This window comes from Gottschalkiaceae bacterium SANA (assembly GCA_036323355.1).
In the GTDB taxonomy this organism is placed as follows: domain Bacteria; phylum Bacillota; class Clostridia; order Tissierellales; family GPF-1; genus GPF-1.
Genome location: AP028876.1, coordinates 2,784,185 through 2,802,424 on the forward strand (window position 1 = coordinate 2,784,185; position 18,240 = coordinate 2,802,424).

Sequence of the window (18,240 nt, forward strand, 5' to 3'; positions counted from 1 at the left end):
AATATTTAATGCTTTGGTAAGGGTTTAGCCTTATAAAATCCTATTGATTTAAGCGCATGACTTGATAAGATGTTCCCGGCAATTCCTTGCCGCAACCGAAATCGGAGCTGTCGCTTCTTTCAATCAAGACTACATCACCAGCTAGGCAGCGCAATAAGACTTGAATGGTTTCCGGTGAATCGAAATACGCATTGCCGGCACTTTGGATGGCATCCATATTTCTTTCCCGTATCCATTGAAAGCTAGTCTCATCCTTTTTTTTTGATTCCTGGCTAATTAATCCATGGGAAAAATCAACCGATCCCACTAGCAACAAGTCATTGCCTGCAATCTCTAGAATCGCTTCGACTATCCGATCCATGCATATAGCCTCCATGCCGCGTGGCAGCGTGATCGCAAGAACAGGAATCTCGGTCCCCATTTCCAGTAGTATTTTCAAGGGTGTTTCAATACTGTGATCAGCGATGATCGCCTCACCCCCAAGTCCTTCTTTGATCCAGTCTTTGGAGATTGTTGAACAAGTAACAGCAAGTTGACTTTCGGTTTCACTCGTCCAAATCAAGGGGTAGTCCGCCAGTCCCGGATGATCCGGTCCAATCAGTATGATCAAGTCTGGCTCAACTTCCAAGGCCTCTTCCCAAGCGGATTCAATCAATTCACGAGCTAACTCATGATGGGGCAAAAATAAGCCTTGAATGGATGAATCCCCTTGTGGATCCATCGACTCGATCTTGGCTGCCTCCGTATTTTTCTTTTCAAGATTGCTAGCATTTTTTACTTTTGAAGTATTTTCCATAGCAGGGGCGCATGCCCCCACTAGGAAACACATGATCATGATGCTAGTCAGAAACAGAATCCGCTTCATCCAATTTCACCTCAATTACCTGCGACTCGGAAAATCCGAACAAGTTCGTATTCAATTGCCCGAAAGCTTCCTGTGCTTGAACAAAGGCCGGCTCTGCCTGATAGGTGCCCGGAGCGACCACTCGTGCCAATACGGTAAGCTCGATCGACTTGCCCTTGGGCCAAGTATGAATGGTCATCTGTTGTCCATTTTCTGAAATCCAGAACTCCTCGCCAGATCGTTTTGTCGCATCCATAAACCGAAGATTCGATGGCAAGACATCGGAAATCACATATCCGCCCTTGGGTGCATTCTCATCCAATTGAAGACGTAGACGCACCTGAATCACATCACCAACACCAAGATCTTCCAGTGTTTTTCCAGCGGGTTCATAGCTTCGTTTTAACCCTAAAACCCCATCTTCAGAATTATACAATTCCTTTACTGGAATATGTGCAGACAAACTCATATCAACATGGTCTACAAGACGCCAATCGGTAGCAGCCAATTCCTCGGCACTCATTAGATAAGTGACGAAATCAGCAACACCGATCGTGCGATCAATGCTCTGGTTTGGTGTTACCGCTTCAATCCGACCTTTCATGGTTGGATCCACCTTGAATTCTTGAAGAAACAAAGCTCGCTCCAATTGATTGAGCTCATTAATCGGAGGCAATTGTTTGGCATAGTTATACAGTTCAATCGCTTCCGGCCGCTCTAATCGAACTGCAAGCAAGGCCGCCAGCATGGTATCGATCCGTTTTTGATTAAAGTCGTCCGATTCCAAGTAGGTTCTTTGGCCACCATAGGTATAGGCTCTCGCCCGCATCATTGGCTCGTAGATTCCCACGGCCTCCTCGTCTGCGCCCAGATCTGCAAATCCCAAAGCCAAATAGAGTTTCGCCTGATCGGAAATCAGTTTGCTTCTCACTTGCATAAGCTCCATAAGCACCGGCTCGCCTTGAGAAGCCAATCCCCAAAGAGAAGCTGCCAAGCTTATTTCATCTTGCTGATCCTCTCGAATTCGATCCAGATAGGCCAATGCTTTATCGTTCATGGTTATGGGCAATCCAGATGCCACTAACTTTGCCGTTAAAACGGGATCCGACTCCCCATAGGGAACCAATCCAAATCCACCATCATATTGTTGGTACTCGAATGGCGGTTCAATAACTTCTAACTCTTCATCCATCCACTGGTTAATTTGAATTTGCGCCAATCGCATGGTCGCACGTGCGTCAACCCGTTTAGACCCGCTATGATATAATTGACGCCATTCGCGATAGAGCCAACCCTGCTCGGCAGGTACAATGGTTAACTCACCGTAAGGATACAAAAAGAGATCCCCCGGCTGGTAGGCGAAGTCAACCCATGCAGCATTGCGTGCATCCACGACTTCTATCTCTTTTTCGATGCCGTCAGAGGCATTCGCTGTCTCACTGGTCATCGTTACCACATAGGTGCCTGTCTTCAATTCAGGCAAGGCCAAGTAGGTCAACTGGCCGACCAAGCCGTCCCATTCTTCTGCGTACAATTCCTCTCCATTTTGCTTGAGGCTTATGCGATGAGTAACCGGCGTCCCTTGAGCACTGCCATAGCTTCTAAACCCTACCATGGGCATATCACCCGAAACATACTCCTCGGATCCAATCACCTGCAAGAAGAAAGGCAAACTGACTTCAATCGGAGTCGTCGTTGATCCTGCATACAAATCTGCTGTGACACCCAGGGTTGTCAAACGCCAGGTGGTAAGATTGTCCGGCACCACAAAGGAGAATTGCGCCCTGCCATCAGCATCGGTTTTTAAATCCTGTACGATAGCCGTGTCTTTGAAATCAGACCGGATGACCATAGAATCTCCTCCACCGCCCCCTTCAGCTCCACCATAGAGGTTATAGGCCCCACCGTCAGTAGATGCAGTCGAACGAGTCAGATTTGGATACCCCGTATACCGATACAGGTCACCCAAGGGATCAACATGCTGGTCACGAACCGCAAAGTAGGCTTCATCCACAACAGCCAGATACAGATTGGCGCTAACAGGATTTCCATCCTTGTCAGCCACGGAAAAATCAATTGTCACCGTATCGCCCGGCTCATATCGCTCCTGGTTCGCTTCCACTTGAATGTTTAGATCACGGTCACTTTCCTCAAATCCAACATGAACTGCCATGGATCGCAAGAATTGCTTGCCATCAAAATATAGAGCTTGCACATACAGATTCGGTAGGTCTTGCTCATTAAAATCGAACTCCACATTCGAGGTTTCATAGGACTGAATTTCTCGGATGCCATTTTGATAAACGGCAACTAAGAGTTGTGCATTTTCAGGCATTTGGCCCACCGGGGACTCACCTCGTGTCAGGGTCAGTTTGACGGTTTCACCAATACTATATTTCTTTGCCCAATCCGACTTCTCCAAATCGAGATACATGGAATTTGCATCATCCGGACGTCCCCAATAGGTGTTAACCGATTGATCCACCTTTACGGCTCGAGCTTGCTGATCTTCCGTCAAGACAGTAACCCGATAGGATTTATCTTTTTCAACCGGAAATTCAAATTGTCCGCCCTCAATACCCTTGAAATCAATCCGATTAATCTGCTTTTCCCTTTTTGTGTACTGTGGGATTTCGATCATTCGTTTTTCAATTGGATCATATTGCTTCCTGATACTGGTTTGTTCCCAATAGATTTCCACAACATGAATCGTCAAATCAAGATCGATGGGATCTCCCCAAAAATCAGAGTTTTTACCAGTCCGATTCACTCCATTTGCCTTTTTTAAATCCAATGCATAATTGGAAATATCAATAGTGGCTTGATCATCATCAACTTCCATGGCCAATTCCACCCAAATATCTCTTGGGAAGACTTGAATATTGGCATAATCCGTGACTTCCTTGTTCTGTTCGTCCTTGGTACGCACATAAAAATCAATAGGTTGCGCATAGATTGTCGGTTCATTAACGGTAGGATTAACAGTCAATTCTGCTTTTCCATTTTTATCAACGACCACCGTTTCCCGATGATATTCTGTATCATGATAGGTCACTTCAAGTTCCGTACCCACGGCTGGTGTGCCTTCAAAGAAGTTACAAGACATGGATAACTTGACATCTTCACCCGATTCATAGTACACCTTATTCGTTTCCACTTGAACCACAAGTTCGGGCTTCACATAATGACCCACATCGAGGGGATGAGCCATCAAAATGGTTTCACCGTCATACACGCGGATCCGATAAGACTGCGGCAATAAATCCTGTATTGCAAAATCAAAGATAAAGCTACCGCTTTCATCCACATCAACTTTTTGGCTTGCTATTATACTGGGCTCACTCCCCCAGCTTTCAAGAATAACGCTTACGCGATTCAGACTTACTTTTTCCTTCGATTGAACAAGTCCCCAGCCTTCGATTGTGTCTGTTGGCTGATAGAGGCCACGGTCCGTGAAAATGGTCGTGTAATATTCCGGATTGCGGTAATGTCCACTCCACATGGAGTAATCGTACTGCTCCCAGGCCTGAGGAAGCGCCAGGACCAAAGGCTGCTTGCCTTCTTCCTTGGCCAATACCAATAGCGACTCAGAATCTACATCCATTCTGAATATCGCTGTTCCCATTTCATCCGTTCGTCGGATTTCCTCTCCGGTTTGCACATAAAGGTTTTCAAGTCCCTGACCGGTTTCCGAATCAATCGCCCAGAAAACAAGTTCCTGATCCGTCGCTTCCACCATGGCTTGTAAAGGATGTACCTGTACAAGGGTTTTATAAGAAAGGCCTTCAATCTCTGTCGTGACCCGATAGTTGCCCTCCGGCAATCCATCAGGGATTGATAGATAGAAAGATGAACCTCCCATCGATGAACCCACAATAGTAGCCATGGATTCTTCTGCTAGAATCAAGGCATCGTCTGCCACCCAGCCTTTTATTTCCCTATATCCCCATGGCGCCCACTGATATTGACTTTCTACATCGGCAAGAAAGTCAGTCAATTCTGGATAGCGTTCAATTTTCACAGGGAAGGTTTCTCCAGGATCAAATCCCTGGCCATAAATACCGAGTACCCATTCTTCATTGGGATCTTGATGATAGAACTCATCAAAATCAATCCAGGTATCAGGTCGACCCATTTCTTCTTGCGCCGTATAAAATTCCATCACGACTGGCTCGCCCAGAATTTCTCCATCATCGGTTCCATAATCTCCGGCCAGGGTGAACTCATACCGGATCCCCGCTTCCAATTGCTCCGGCAGAAAAGTCCAAATGCCCTGGTCAAACCGCCATTGGCCAGCTAGTTCCGGTTCTATGGTCACAAAGGACTGTATATTCACCAAATTCGTTCGCGTGAACACCCATTCAATCGCTGCATCAAGTGGTACCTCGGTTGCTTTGTCACGAGGAATGCTGCACTTGATGCGAAACTCGTCTTGGGTTTGAAAGGCCCAAGACTGCTGGCCTTCCTCAGAGGAATAAGTAACCTGATAGACTTCACCGGCAGACAAAGCTGTTTTAGGCGTGATGGTTGCCGAAGAATTCGCCGGCCACACCACATCGTATTCAATCTCCGGTTCAAACTTCAAATGTGCTGCAAGATTGGATCCAGGTTCTATCCCTTCAATTTGAAAGATTGAATCAGCAGAAACACCCGAATCATCGGTCGATTTTGCCGTGAATTTTAATGGCGTGACTAAAAAAGCCCCTCTCCATTTGGTAGCTTCTACAATCTCGGATACCCGCTCTTCTAATTCTTGCGCAGGGTTTTCACGCACAGGAACTGGTGTTTCTGTCACGGGTTCTGAATCAACCGTACAGCCCGATGCGAGTAGTGCTATACATAAAAGAATCATAAACACTGATAACCATTTCTTCATCTTTTCTCTCCTTTTTCTTCTATTCTACTCTCAGTTTAACACAAACACTGTTTTGTCAAACAGAATTCCAATTGATTTCGTTAAAATTCAAACTTTGTTCAAATTTACATCTATTGCAATTTTACCCATAATAAAAAGAAAAATTACGCATAAAAAAAAGAAATGCTTACGCATTTCTTCTCCGAAATTCCACAATGCCTATAATCACTGTACAGATGGCAATTCCAATCCCAGTATCTTTGGTATCCCAATTCCTAGAAAACAAATCCAGCCAAGTAAAAAGGATCATGCTTCCGCCAACAATCAAGGCATCCGCGCCCATTCGTTTCGACAAACGAGACTGCTTTTTAACCTCACCTTTATGATTGACTGAATGTACATGAACCAGATTAGATTGTAGTAAAACAAATCCCACCAGTGCCAAAATAATTCCAATCATTAATAACAATTCTTGCATAAAGGACTCCCTTCTTACCGTCTTTGCTTTATTTTATCGGAAATTTATCTCAAAACGATGAAGAGAGTGTTTCAGTTTCTACGAAGTTTTCTTACAGTTTTGACTTTTTTCAAAAAAAAGAGAAGGGAGAAATTCTCCCTTCTGCAAGAAAAGGATCTAGAGGAGTCTTTCCAAAACCTCATAGATCTTGCGGACTTGATCAACCTGAGTCATCCCGGTTTCTTTATTCATCACTGATCCGTAAACATGAGGCATCACATAGGGAACCCCTGCATCTAGACAGACCTGTAAAATTTCTTCAAAGTTCTGAGGGGTGATTCCACCGGTCGGCTCAATTAATTGAATACCCTGGCGTACACATGCCTCTGCCACTGCCTTTAGCTCTTCAATTGATTTCAGGCCTCCCATAGGAAAGAACTTCACCGAATCGGCTTCCATATCCTTGATCATGGCCATTGCCGTATCAACATCAACCAAGGCTTCTGATTTTTCCACACTGTTTTTCCCAGTATTGATTTTCACCTTCCCCGGAATGCCAGTTGGGGCCATCATGACATTAATGGCAGTTTCATTGGAACCCTTTGCTCGAAGCGCGCCCGATGCAAAGCCTGCCCCTGTAAAGGGTTGGTTGACGTGACCCGGATTGGTTTGGCAAGCAATCAAAGCAGCTTTCACCGCTTGAGCTGGATCACCCCCGCCCATACCTACCGATACGGAAGGAAGTTCCTTCAACCATTCATTAACGCATTCGACGCCTTCTTCAACTGTATCAAATTGCTTGGACAAAATGCCCACCAAAGCGTGGCCTTCCATGGCTGCTATCACTTCCTTTGCGTTTTCCAAGTCTCCCGCAAGGTAATTGACCGCAACTCGATCCTTCATAAAATTTATTTTTTGTAAGCGATTCATGTCTTACTTCCTTTCTAAACAGCCTGAAATCACAGCAGTAATTTTCCGAAGATCCGATTCCTTAACCGATCGCAAATCGAAGGTCAATACACCGGTGTTGACGTAATGCTCTCGAATATAAACCGCCGGGTCTGCCTCCTTCATGCGAGCAACCAAGTCTGCCGCACTTATGCCAACAACCCGATCATCCACCTTTGCAGTCGTTCTAAAAATTGCACGACCTGCTTCATCCTGAACAACGCCGGCTTTAAATCCTGGCAAAGCATTCAATTCAACAGCCAGACTTTCCGCCCATGCCTTCATGGTTTCAATCTCTTGTGTTGTTCGCTCTTCTTTATAATCCGCCAGAGCCGTAAGAAGCCCCATGATATTTTCTTTTCCAATTTTCATAGCTCGCCCAATTCCTAAATATTGCAAATGACAAGCCTGAATCCATTCTCGTTTTCCCGTTATAAATCCAGAAGTTGGTCCTTCAATGGCTTTTGATCCACTATAGATCACCATGTCAGCGCCCGCTTGGCCATACTTGGACAAATTTTCTTCTGCCGCCGCGTCCACGATCAACGGTAAATTATGCGCATGGGCAATCTCTGCCATGACTTCCACTGAAAGCATACCCTTTTGCACACAATGGTGCGACTTGACATAAAAAAGTGCTGCTGTTCGTTCATTAATTGACGCAACTACATGTTCTGCAGCGACCTTATTTGCTTGCCCTGCTAAAATCGGCTTTCCTCCGCCTACACGAATCATCGTTTCAATGGGTGCACCAAAGTTAACCGCATGTCCCTTTTGTAAAACAATTTCATTTTTAAATCCATCTAATACCTGAGGAAGGCTTTCAATCTGTAACAGGTTTTCCTTTGCAATGGTTGCCGCCACCGAGATGGCAATCCCAGCAGATGCGCAGGCTGTTGGACAACTTGCTTCCGCCCCGGTAAACTTGCTTATTTCTTGATCCGCATACTTCATTAATTCATGCAATACAACAAAATTTTGTCCAGCCGAAGCCATAGCTTCGAGGGTTGCAGCGCGAGGGGTTGAAACCCCTAGCGCCGTCATTCTGCCACTTGCATTAATAATCTCTTTTAATCCCTTACTCTTATAAAGATTCACATGCATCCCTCTTTCGTTTGATTTACCTTTACATAAAAGCGAATACGCCGGCCAACAACATCGCGCCTAAAATTGCACCACCTGCGATTGGACGATCTTTGCTATAAGCAATCGCAGCTCCAACAAATGCACCAATGCCTGCTGGAATACTGAACTGAATCGCAGAGATAATAATCAATGGCCCCAAGAAACGACCCGTCTTGTTTCCCGCACCCATCATGACATCGGTACCGCTTGCAGATAAACCTTCAGGCATCGCTTTTCGAACGCCAATGATCAAAAGGCCTAAGGCAATGCCGATTCCAGCGCCTGTAAGCAAAGACAAGGCAAAGTTATTCAAAGGTGCAGTAATTCCTGCCGCTAATAGCATAGCAGGGATTCCGATCCCAACACCAGTCATCAATGATCCGCCAATATCCAAGATCCCAACCAATGGACCTTCTAAAATTCGTGCGAGCAGGAAGCCTGTTGCAAATCCAGCTGCGGCTGCATAATCCCCTGTCGCCAAACCTTCATCTAGCATTTGAACAACAAAGATTTCGTTGAATGCGCCTGTTCCATAAACGATATACAAATGTGTTCCCGCAAAGATCGATGCGCAGGCCAAGGCCATCAAAAGAGGGAAGGTCTTGTTGGCAAGCAATAGTGATTTTAAATTTTTGTTTGTTGTTTCCATTTGATTTTCCTCCTTCTTCTATAGACCCAGTTTCGCAAAGAAACCACGGAAGTACGCAATAATGACGAACAATGCAATGATAATGCCCAACATCACTTTCACAGCTTTGTTGAATCCTTTTTCTTCAATCGATTGACCAATCAAGATGCCTAGAACCAATCCAGGAACCGCGTTGCCCATAATCATTTGACCTGTACCGCCTAGAATGGTCGCCCATACGCCCGTTTTCTTACCTGCATCCAAAGCTGCTAACCAAAAGATAATCGGCATTACAGGATTGATCATCAGACTTGCTGCAGGAGACAGAATCTCTTTGGCAATAAGTGACAGCTGTTCAGGAATTACTGATGCCAAGGTGTTCAAGAAGGTTACTACAACCGCTCCTGCAACCGCTCCAGTCACGATCATCTTCGATGGATCATACAAGGTTTCCTCAACCGACTTGTTTTTTAACAAAAGTGCGCCAGCAGCGAAATTTGGTACAATTCGATGGAACACGTCTTGTGTCAAGGCTCCAGTTGCAACGGCTGCTGCTGCTGCATTGAAGAAAAAGCCCATACCAAATGAAAAATGTGCAATTGGATCGCCCTTGCAGGCATTTAGTTCACCAAGGGTACGAAACGCCCCCATGGCTTGAGATTCCGGCGAATGAAACATTCTCGCCGCGCCGGCTGCAATAGCGCCACCGCCAAGCAGACCAATGATGATTGATTTGATAATAAGTCCAGTCACAATACTTCCTCCTCTAAGGATTAATAAATTTCAACCGGGTAAGAATTCTTACCTTCAGTTGGACCTGGGTTTTCACCTTCGGCATAAAAATAAACAGGAATTTTTCTGTCGTCTCCACGATATTTTCTTCCAGAATTTCCACTTCCATGGGTTCCATTTGAAGGATTAGTGCTTGGTCGAGTTGTTTGTATGCTTCCTTTTTAAATTTAGCAAAGGCGTTGCCGAGCGCATCTTTTCTAGATTCGCCACTGGCAGCAAGTAAGATCTCCGCAGTCTTCTCTTGCAAACAATTCATTCTCTCTCCTCCTTTTTTGCTTATCGAGCCAGGTAGGCTTTCACCAATGCCTCGCCCAATTCCTCTATATCCATAAAGCCAAACCCCACAACTTCATAGCCTTCCTTCACGGCCGTTACGCCCGCTTCCACACTACGTAGATGGTGCTTCACTTTATATCCATACTTATTGGCAGCCATTAAAGCACCGGCACCGCCAGATCCACAAAACGAAATTCCTAGATCCGCTTGATGCTCTTGCATGGCATCGCCAAGTTTCATATCTGCTGCCATACCTTTGATAACAATCGCTTTGCCGCCAGCTTTTTCGATGCCCAAGGCTACTTTCTGTCCCTTGCCCAATCGATGCCCAATGACAATCGTAATTTGCTTATCCATGTTTACTCCTTTCTCAACGCCATTTCATAATGGGTTGAAACCAATAAAACTTCCGAGCGATGTTTCGCTCCTTCCTTTGAAAATGCTTCAACAATTTCTTGTGCCAACTGAATCGCGGCGGGCGAAACCTCTTCAAAGAGGCTTTCATCCATCTCCGCTACCCATTCTTCATCTCGGGCTCGACGGATCAATGAAATCATATGAGACAAAAATCCCAGTCTGAAATGATCCTTCCATATAATTCCTTGTTTCTCTGTAAAAATCAGCACCTTGCTCGCAATTTCCTTTTCGTCTGGTGTCAGCTCTAGACGCTCTTCTATTTCTCTAATGATTTCTGGCACCGATATCCCTCCCACTTTGTCACTTCTCCATCTATAATGGACCAGATTTTTGCAAATCTCTCTTTTCCTTCTCGTTGAACGCCAACACTATCCGTCCAATCGGTCTGACTATATTCTCTAGAATAGGCCGTCATTTTTGCCTTCCCACCAATTTCAAATCGCCCATACCCTTTCAGTTTAAATACTTCTGCAGGTGCTTCGGTCACTCGATCAATCACATCCTCCACCGACATGCCAATTTGAATCATCTTGTCCATGACGTTAGAAAGAGAAATCACAGGACCGTCCATATTCTTCTCGTAGAGATCCGTGCTGATAAAATCAGCAATAAATCCCTTTGATTGTGCTCGTTCAGCAATTTCAAAACTAAAACTTGCCGATCCATGCCCAACATCGAACATAACACCTCGTTCCTTGGCGGCGAGTGCCGAAGAAATCAGGTTTCCTTCAAAATCAAATAAGCCGTTGGGCTTGTTGTGAAAACAATGGGTAATCACATCGCCATCATCCAATAAAGCCAATACCTCTTCTACCTTTGGTGGCTGATTTCCGATATGCACAACCAGGGGCAACTTTAAATCCTTTGCAATGACTTTAGCCCGCCTGATTGGTTCAATACCCTGATCACCGACAACACTTCCACTGGCCCTGGCTTTGATTCCAACGATTAAGTCAGGATACTTTGCAACAGCCTTGCGAATGGCATCTTCATCAATCCACTCTGGGTTTGACCCCTCATCCAATCGCTGAAGTCCAATTCGAGAGATGTTCAATAGAATCTTCACATCCGTATTCGACGTCTTTATCATTTTTTCCACATAATCATCCAGTTGATCCGTTCCCACGGTACCCGCATCAAATACGATGGGGCTTCCCCGCAAGATTCCCACCTGATCCGGATTCAATCCAATTACCGTTCCCATTGGATTGGCATGGACGTGAATATCAATCCAGCCCGGTGTTAGCGTCATTCCGGGCAAGGCGACCACTTGTTCGCCTTCAATCGGATTCAAGTGTTTTTCAATCGCTAGAATTCGTCCGTTTGCAACTCGAATTTCCGCATGTTCATATTCTTGTCTGCCCGGATGATAAATTCGCTCCGGACACAAACGTATACTTTTCATCTCTTTCACCTCACACAATATAACGCATTACCGCCACCACTTCATCGCTAGGAACCACTAAATCATAGGTTTGACCGATTCGAAACAAGGTGTTTTCAACCTTTTTATACAAGTTAGGGTGTTGGGACTGATAGCGATCCAAATCACCTTCCGACACATAGTCTCCGTAGATCCATCTTGGAATCGACAAAATGATATGCAAGGTCAGTCCCCATAGATTTTGCCTCTCCAGGGTAATGCCCTCTTCATCAGCAAGCTTCATCATCATTTCTCCAAATTCAACAACAGCCATACCCGTCAAATGAGCAAAATCTTCCAATCCATCCCGTTGAATACCTGGAATTTCCTTTTGACCCTGCTGACTTGCCAATTGCTTACGAACACGATCACCCGCCACACTTCTTTTGGTTTCTTTCAAGGATTGAAAGCCATATAAGTGACTATGGATCATCCCCAATTCCTCATTAGAAATCACTGGACTGACCAGCAAATAAGGAATTGTAATTTCCAAATGCACCGTCGAAACCACAAAATCCAAAATGCCAAACTGCGAGAGGTTTTCCTCCGCCTCAAAAGCCGAGGTTGGACCTACAATCTCAATATGAGGCAAATTGTTGCGGATCCGCTTCTCTAATAGCTTGGCTGCACCCTTGCCACTGCTACATACAATCAGGATCTTGCGTGACTCACCCTCTTTTCTTTTTTCCGTATTCTCACAAAGATACATGGTGAGAAAGCCAACCTCATCTTCATTAAGCGGAATATGAAAATATTCTTCGAATACTTTTGACATCTTTTCAGCAATGGCATAGAGCGAGGCATACTGTTTTCGTATTTCATCCAACAAATAGTTTTTACTCTCAATCTGTAATTGTGACTTTTCCAACGTTAGCTCCAAATGAAGAAGAAGTTCCTCTTTTAAATGGAGTAAGGCCTCGTCTTCCAATTGTAATTCCAATGAAGCGATTCGTAACATTTCATATACGGTATCAATCAATTTGGGGTCAAAAACTCGACGTCCTTTAATTTCAAATACGGTACAATTATTCTTTAACAGAACCCGCTCCAATCTATGGATTTCTTGAATCGGTACCTCTAAGTCAAGCCATGAAGACAATCCTCTTAAAATACCCTCAGCCATAAGATGCAGCGACTGATTTAGGCTGTTTTTTTCACTTATCGTTTCACTCACATAATGAGAGCGTTTCATGCTTTGAAGGGATAAAAATATAAAGGATGCAATAAACTGGAATTGCTCTTGCGGAATCCAAATGGCATATTCCTTCTTGGTCACGGAGATTCGCTTGCGAATTTCTCGAAATAAGGGCTCGACATCGTCAAAGGGCAAAATCTCTCTCACCTCGCCATAGGTTTGATCTTTCAGGCTCTCAGCTAAGTACAATGCCGCAAAGATTCGTTTATCCGTTTCCTTTCCTTCTAATCGATATCCATATCGCGCCCGACTAATTAATTCCAATCCTTCAAGTTTTGCTTGGTCTTTCAATTCTTTTAATGTAGAAACAATGGTAGATCGGCTAACGCCCACTTCTTCCGCTAAAAACTCCGTCGTTATAAATTTCTCTGCGATAAACAATTGAATCACCACAAGCAATCGACGAGCTTTTGAGGAATAATTTCGATAGTCTTGATCCGGACTTTGAGAAATTAGTCTTTTCGCCGCTTCCTTCTTCTCAATCCAGACCCCAACCCTGGGCTTGGAATGAATTTCCGCTCCAACTTTCCTGAGCCAATAATTCATTTCTTTGATGTCATATCGAATGGTACGGATTGAAACCTGTAATTGATCCGCTAAATTCTGTACCACCATGGGAGCATCTTCTCTCAATAAGATCTTTAGAATTCCAACTTGCCTTTCCTTTAATTCCATTGTTTCCTCCTACTTGCATTCTATACGCTTTTTTAATCATGCAAAACAACAAAGTCTTTCCCTTTATATCGTGCAATTTTATACGATAAGTCTATCAAAAAAAGAGATCCCTCTCAACAGGACCTCTTTCAAATTATCTAACTTGCAGGATTTATCTCTTTCTTGCAGTGCGTATCTGCATGATTACCTTTTTACCTTAAACAGAACACTTTTATCGAAAGACTTCTTTCGCACATCGAAATTGCTTCATTTCAAAAGGATCTTCTGTAAAATTTGCCATACACTGATGCGTCTTCTTCATTTCTAGCAAAACCTCATAGCCCACTAGATCTGTTTTCAACAAATCACTCCCCACGATCACACAATCACCACATTCAACCCGCCCCTCATTGGGACCACCTTCAATAAAGACCTTCCGCCCATCCAAGAATATCAAATCTGGCTGAACCGCTGCCGCTATCTCAACAATTTTCTCATGTAAATTTTCTTGATGCAGTTCAATTCGCTGCAAAGGATGCATAAATCCAACAGCCAAGTTCATGCTTAAAGAAAAATCAGCATGCCGATGAGTTTTCAAATTTGCCAGATAAATGATTTTATCGACTTGATCGACCAATCTAGGCACCACCAGATCGGATAAAAATGAGAATTTGCCATTAATCCGAACCCATTCCAACTCGTTAAAACAAGCATACTCCACCTGATCGCCAAAGCGTGAATAGACCCCTGCTTCCTTCATCAGCTTGCGGGTTGGTAATTCCCCATTGGACGTACAATCTCCAAGGATAATTCGATGGATCCCGCGTTTCTTTAACTGATTAACAAGCCACTCAAGCATGTCAAGATCTGTAGAAGCCGGATACGGATTGGCTGAATGATAATTCACTTTAATCAAGACTCGATCATGAACATGAAATCCTCGAAAAATAACCCCTTTAACAGGCTCCATTTTTCGATCAATTTCATCCAAATCAACGCCATTAAACCGACGGGTTGATGTTCCCTTCACGCGGCGAATCCGAGGAGTAATCTTTCCAGAGACCTCCAGATCCTTTATGCCTTTAGGACCAAGGACTCGTTTTATTCTATACATAAAACTATTCATCATCGAAAACTCCTTATCTAGCTTGTACCTATCGGTCCGTCCCGTTCGAAATACTCTTCCTCACACAGAATTCATTTGATCTTACCCTGACAAATTAGATTTCAGTTTCCCTCTCTTTTTCACCTACCGTTCTAAAACGAAAAGGGTGAAAACACCACTTTTATACAGTCTAATTACCCATTCCGACCATTAGAGTAACGAGTCTCTGCTGCTAAACCACAAAAAAACTCAAAGGATTTCTCCTTTGAGCCTTTCCAATCATTTTATTTAAACTTCGTAGTCAACAACAACACGAGCCATGGCAATTGTCTTAATAAATCCACCTACGGCTTGATGTTTCGGATGAACCTGATATGCGTCCAAGTCTTCTTTTGAGTCGAAACTTGTTTCTAAAACTATGTCATAAGCCATATCGGAAACATTGTCATTCAGCCCAACTGCAATGACTTTGAGCTCTTCGATCTGGCCCTGAAGTGCCATCAGTCTTGCCTTCATTTCTTTCATGTTCTCTTCCTTGCTTCTTTCATGACTTGCCTTGATTTTCCACATTACCAAATGACGTACCATCATTTCCTCCTTATTCAAAAGACGGCGCTTCCGCGCCGCCATTTTATTTTGTACCTGTCGATCCCATGCCACCTGCGCGTTCAGAATCCGTATTTCCATTGTCAGCAACCAGGAAGGATATAAACAGCCCTTGGGCAATTCGTTCTCCCGCTTCAATTATAACCGCTTCCTCGCGGCAATTAAACAAAGCGATTCCAATATTACCATCATTGGATGCATTCTCGTAATAATCCGCATCGATGATTCCCGTCCCGTTGGCCAATACCAAGCCACGCTTGATACCGATAGAAGAACGCACATACAATTTCAGTACTTCTCCCTCTTGCATATAGGACTTCACATCAGTCCAAACCACATAGACTTTCCCAGCGGGAACTGTAAAGGTCTCAGGTGCGTAGAAATCATAACCGGCGGCGATCTTAGATCCCCGTGTCGGCAATTGAATCTTCAAGTTGCCGAATTTTCTTGCGTCCTCTCGAACAACTTCAAAACCTCGTATCTTCATGGTTCCCCCTATCGAATCGGACATACGCCGGTATCACAGCCATCGCTTCCGATATCCAATTGCTGTTCATGCTTCTCGTATTTGCTGATCAAATTCGGAATAAATGGTCGCATCTCTTCCACGCGACGTTGGTACTCATCCTTCTCGATCGACTCATATGGTAAAAGATCGTAAAAATTGTCATCCAATGATAAGAAGGACAAGGCAACAACCTCTTCCCAATGATCATAGACCCATTCTTCTACAAGATCCCACTCATGCTCTCGAACATGAACTGTAATCGAGCAATTGTGCTCCACGTAAGCATCCATAAAGAGCTTGTAGTTTTGCAATTGTTCCAAGGCGCTTACATCGTACTTGGTACGGCCTTCTGGTGCTTGAACCGGGAATTCAACCACTTTGGTTGAACAAGTTTTCCATTCTTGTCCCACTTCTGGGAATACGGGCCAGTCCAATTCTTCCGCAACCTTAGCCAATGGATCTGTCGCATTGATTCGCACACGACGAATATAATATGGAGAATGAGAATAATGAACACCGCTAGAAACTGTCGGCAATTGCGAAAGTGTTCCTTCCGGTTTGACTGTTGTCACCAAAATAGGTGCGTTCTCACCCAATTCCTCAGCATAGTGTTCAGCCGCCTCATTAGCAGCAACTTTCAACTCACCCAACAAGATAGCTTGATCGTCGACCGTCATTCCTACCGCATTGACCATATCTTGCCAGCCTGTAAGGGAGCATCCCACCAATTTATCTCTATTTTGAGTGGAGTCCCACATTGGCAATTCCAATTCCACGCATGTCATTCGATATCCAGCCTTAGCAGAAAGTCGTTGTGCATCCAACAAACCTTCTCGGTCCAAACTGCCATCTGCCTGTACATATGCGAAGGTATTAATGGTTGTCAGGTTGCATAATCCACGGGTATCCAAAAGAATCTCGCCGCAAGGATTAACGCCATTGAAATTTGGACGTCGCTTTTCAGCCGCAATAGCGTTGACAAATCCTGGTTCTCCGGAATAACGCATCTTTTCAATCTGCCAATGCCATTGCTCGCGGCTTGGCTTCTCACGATAGTAGATGGAGTTGTTGGACATTTGTCGGTGGATGATATCCTTGTCCACAATCCATTGTCCATCAATCTGCTTGTATAGATTGCTTTTTGCGTCAATGCATTCCGTATCATCAGAATCCACCAAGACGATCTCTGCTGTTCGGCGAACACCGCCGACAACAACATTCTCACCAATGATATTGGCAATATCCAAGCAATCTATTGGCTTCAATTTTACACGCTTTGCACTATGAATCACGCCGAGTTTCTTCATGACTCGATCGATTTTAAAGAACATATTTTTTAATGATTCATGACCCGATGCGGTTCCACCAAAGGTCTTTAATTTCTCACCCTTTGGACGAACATGATCGTAATTGATCACAATCGTTGTAATATCACGGTACTCATTGGAATACAAGACCTTGATATAATAATCTAAAGCCTGCGTCCATCCCTCTTTACTGTCGCCTACGGTAATTTTAACCGATGCATTGCGCGAGAAATGAAGGCTAGTTGAATCTTCTCGATCCGCCTTTGCTACCGGAGAATAATCTTGATGAATCAACTCATAATCCGTTCGAACCTTAGGCAATTGCTTGACATCGTCCTTCAAAATTCGAACCCCAACACCAGCACCGACCATTAATAGGTAAAACAAATCCTTAAATGCATCAAATCCATCAATGACTTCAAAGGCACAATTGTAATTGGAAATTGGATAATTCTGCGCAACCGGCGTTCCACCAACCCAAAAGGTACGACCGGATAAAAATTGTCTCAAATGAAAAATATTATCAAATAGCCGTTCTGCTTCCGCTTTTGTAGTCGGCACAAGACCTGCATTGTACTCAACCGCTCTTCGCACGGTTTCCCACCAATATTCCCGGCGGTTTTGATCCTGCAACCAACGAGAATAGGTGCGGTAATAAACAAAATTTCCCAATTGCTTCATTGGAGCAGGAAGATGCTTGTAACGGCTGACAAATTCATCTGTTAAAATTCGATCATCTGTCCGCTTCCTTGCATCCCTTGTTTTGTCTCGCTCATATCGATATAAAATATAGGCCTTAGCAACATCCTTGCGTGGCGAATCCATCAGATAGTTTTCGACCCAATCTTGAACTTCCTCAACTTGCATGGGAATACGTGAATCGCTAGCTGCTTGTCCAATCAGCTCTGCAATCTTCTGACTAAGCAGGTGATCTACACCATCCTTGGTCGCTTTCATCGCATTCTCAATGGCGCGAACGATCTTTTCGAGATTGAATTCTACCAGTCTCCCGTCGCGTTTTGATACTTTCATTCCATCGCCTCCTTATTGATCACCCACTAAATATAGGGGTTTATAATCTTATCTACTCTTCATATTGT

16 protein-coding genes are annotated in these 18,240 nt (G+C 44.2%); all 16 read right to left on the reverse strand.

Translation table 11 applies throughout. From position 1 onward, the window contains the following. Nucleotides 1–40: 40 nt before the first annotated feature. Nucleotides 41–865 carry a hypothetical protein gene (locus AC25CA_RS13630; RefSeq protein WP_486814381.1) on the reverse strand — a complete coding sequence of 275 codons (825 nt, stop codon included), beginning with the start codon at nt 863–865 and terminating at the stop codon, nt 41–43. Next, nucleotides 840–5,720: an alpha-2-macroglobulin family protein gene (locus AC25CA_RS13635; protein WP_486814382.1), complete on the reverse strand. Its 4,881-nt coding sequence runs from the start codon at nt 5,718–5,720 to the stop codon at nt 840–842. The genes AC25CA_RS13630 and AC25CA_RS13635 overlap by 26 nt, the downstream gene beginning before the upstream one ends. Before the next feature lie 166 nt (nt 5,721–5,886). Then, a complete protein-coding gene (locus tag AC25CA_RS13640) occupies nt 5,887–6,177 on the reverse strand; it encodes a hypothetical protein (RefSeq protein ID WP_486814383.1) in 291 nt (96 codons plus the stop codon). Nucleotides 6,178–6,333: 156 nt separating this feature from the next. Further along, complete coding sequence (gene dagF / locus AC25CA_RS13645; RefSeq protein WP_486814384.1) at nt 6,334–7,086, reverse strand: 2-dehydro-3-deoxy-phosphogluconate aldolase; 753 nt, start codon at nt 7,084–7,086, stop codon at nt 6,334–6,336. 3 nt (nt 7,087–7,089) lie between these two features. Next, complete coding sequence (locus AC25CA_RS13650; RefSeq protein ID WP_486814385.1) at nt 7,090–8,202, reverse strand: DgaE family pyridoxal phosphate-dependent ammonia lyase; 1,113 nt, start codon at nt 8,200–8,202, stop codon at nt 7,090–7,092. 28 nt (nt 8,203–8,230) lie between these two features. After that, complete coding sequence (locus AC25CA_RS13655; protein WP_486814386.1) at nt 8,231–8,878, reverse strand: DUF4310 family protein; 648 nt, start codon at nt 8,876–8,878, stop codon at nt 8,231–8,233. A gap of 18 nt (nt 8,879–8,896) precedes the next feature. Then, the gene (locus tag AC25CA_RS13660) at nt 8,897–9,610 is read right to left on the reverse strand and encodes a DUF4311 domain-containing protein (RefSeq protein ID WP_486814387.1); all 714 of its coding nucleotides are present in this window, start codon (nt 9,608–9,610) and stop codon (nt 8,897–8,899) included. A gap of 13 nt (nt 9,611–9,623) precedes the next feature. After that, nucleotides 9,624–9,905, reverse strand: a complete 282-nt coding sequence (locus tag AC25CA_RS13665; protein ID WP_486814388.1) for a DUF4312 family protein — start codon at nt 9,903–9,905, stop codon at nt 9,624–9,626. Nucleotides 9,906–9,925: 20 nt separating this feature from the next. Beyond that, nucleotides 9,926–10,282: an SFCGS family glycine-rich protein gene (locus tag AC25CA_RS13670; protein WP_486814389.1), complete on the reverse strand. Its 357-nt coding sequence runs from the start codon at nt 10,280–10,282 to the stop codon at nt 9,926–9,928. A gap of 2 nt (nt 10,283–10,284) precedes the next feature. Beyond that, on the reverse strand, nt 10,285–10,623 hold the full coding sequence (locus tag AC25CA_RS13675; protein WP_486814390.1) for a hypothetical protein: 339 nt from the start codon (nt 10,621–10,623) through the stop codon (nt 10,285–10,287). Then, a complete protein-coding gene (locus AC25CA_RS13680; RefSeq protein WP_486814391.1) occupies nt 10,599–11,747 on the reverse strand; it encodes an amidohydrolase/deacetylase family metallohydrolase in 1,149 nt (382 codons plus the stop codon). The genes AC25CA_RS13675 and AC25CA_RS13680 overlap by 25 nt, the downstream gene beginning before the upstream one ends. 10 nt (nt 11,748–11,757) lie before the next feature. Then, on the reverse strand, nt 11,758–13,635 hold the full coding sequence (locus tag AC25CA_RS13685) for a BglG family transcription antiterminator (RefSeq protein WP_486814392.1): 1,878 nt from the start codon (nt 13,633–13,635) through the stop codon (nt 11,758–11,760). 211 nt (nt 13,636–13,846) lie between these two features. Beyond that, nucleotides 13,847–14,743, reverse strand: coding sequence for a DUF362 domain-containing protein (locus AC25CA_RS13690; protein ID WP_486814393.1), 897 nt, complete (start codon nt 14,741–14,743; stop codon nt 13,847–13,849). Nucleotides 14,744–15,007: 264 nt separating this feature from the next. Continuing rightward, entirely contained in the window at nt 15,008–15,406 is a 399-nt protein-coding gene (locus AC25CA_RS13695) for a Dabb family protein (RefSeq protein WP_486814394.1), read from the reverse strand. Then, on the reverse strand, nt 15,351–15,812 hold the full coding sequence (locus AC25CA_RS13700; RefSeq protein WP_486814395.1) for a dCTP deaminase/dUTPase family protein: 462 nt from the start codon (nt 15,810–15,812) through the stop codon (nt 15,351–15,353). The genes AC25CA_RS13695 and AC25CA_RS13700 overlap by 56 nt, the downstream gene beginning before the upstream one ends. A gap of 8 nt (nt 15,813–15,820) precedes the next feature. Next, a complete protein-coding gene (gene nrdJ, locus AC25CA_RS13705; protein WP_486814396.1) occupies nt 15,821–18,172 on the reverse strand; it encodes a ribonucleoside-triphosphate reductase, adenosylcobalamin-dependent in 2,352 nt (783 codons plus the stop codon). Between the last annotated feature and the right edge of the window lie 68 nt (nt 18,173–18,240).

Coding starts and splice junctions, on each gene's coding strand:
- AC25CA_RS13630 (WP_486814381.1), bottom strand. CDS start 865: ATGAAGCGGATTCTGTTTCTGACTAGCATCATGATCATGTGTTTCCTA.
- AC25CA_RS13690 (WP_486814393.1), bottom strand. CDS start 14,743: ATGATGAATAGTTTTATGTATAGAATAAAACGAGTCCTTGGTCCTAAA.
- dagF (WP_486814384.1), bottom strand. CDS start 7,086: ATGAATCGCTTACAAAAAATAAATTTTATGAAGGATCGAGTTGCGGTC.
- AC25CA_RS13635 (WP_486814382.1), bottom strand. CDS start 5,720: ATGAAGAAATGGTTATCAGTGTTTATGATTCTTTTATGTATAGCACTA.
- AC25CA_RS13695 (WP_486814394.1), bottom strand. CDS start 15,406: ATGGAAATACGGATTCTGAACGCGCAGGTGGCATGGGATCGACAGGTA.
- AC25CA_RS13680 (WP_486814391.1), bottom strand. CDS start 11,747: ATGAAAAGTATACGTTTGTGTCCGGAGCGAATTTATCATCCGGGCAGA.
- AC25CA_RS13700 (WP_486814395.1), bottom strand. CDS start 15,812: ATGAAGATACGAGGTTTTGAAGTTGTTCGAGAGGACGCAAGAAAATTC.
- AC25CA_RS13655 (WP_486814386.1), bottom strand. CDS start 8,878: ATGGAAACAACAAACAAAAATTTAAAATCACTATTGCTTGCCAACAAG.
- AC25CA_RS13685 (WP_486814392.1), bottom strand. CDS start 13,635: ATGGAATTAAAGGAAAGGCAAGTTGGAATTCTAAAGATCTTATTGAGA.
- nrdJ (WP_486814396.1), bottom strand. CDS start 18,172: ATGAAAGTATCAAAACGCGACGGGAGACTGGTAGAATTCAATCTCGAA.
- AC25CA_RS13665 (WP_486814388.1), bottom strand. CDS start 9,905: ATGAATTGTTTGCAAGAGAAGACTGCGGAGATCTTACTTGCTGCCAGT.
- AC25CA_RS13670 (WP_486814389.1), bottom strand. CDS start 10,282: ATGGATAAGCAAATTACGATTGTCATTGGGCATCGATTGGGCAAGGGA.
- AC25CA_RS13640 (WP_486814383.1), bottom strand. CDS start 6,177: ATGCAAGAATTGTTATTAATGATTGGAATTATTTTGGCACTGGTGGGA.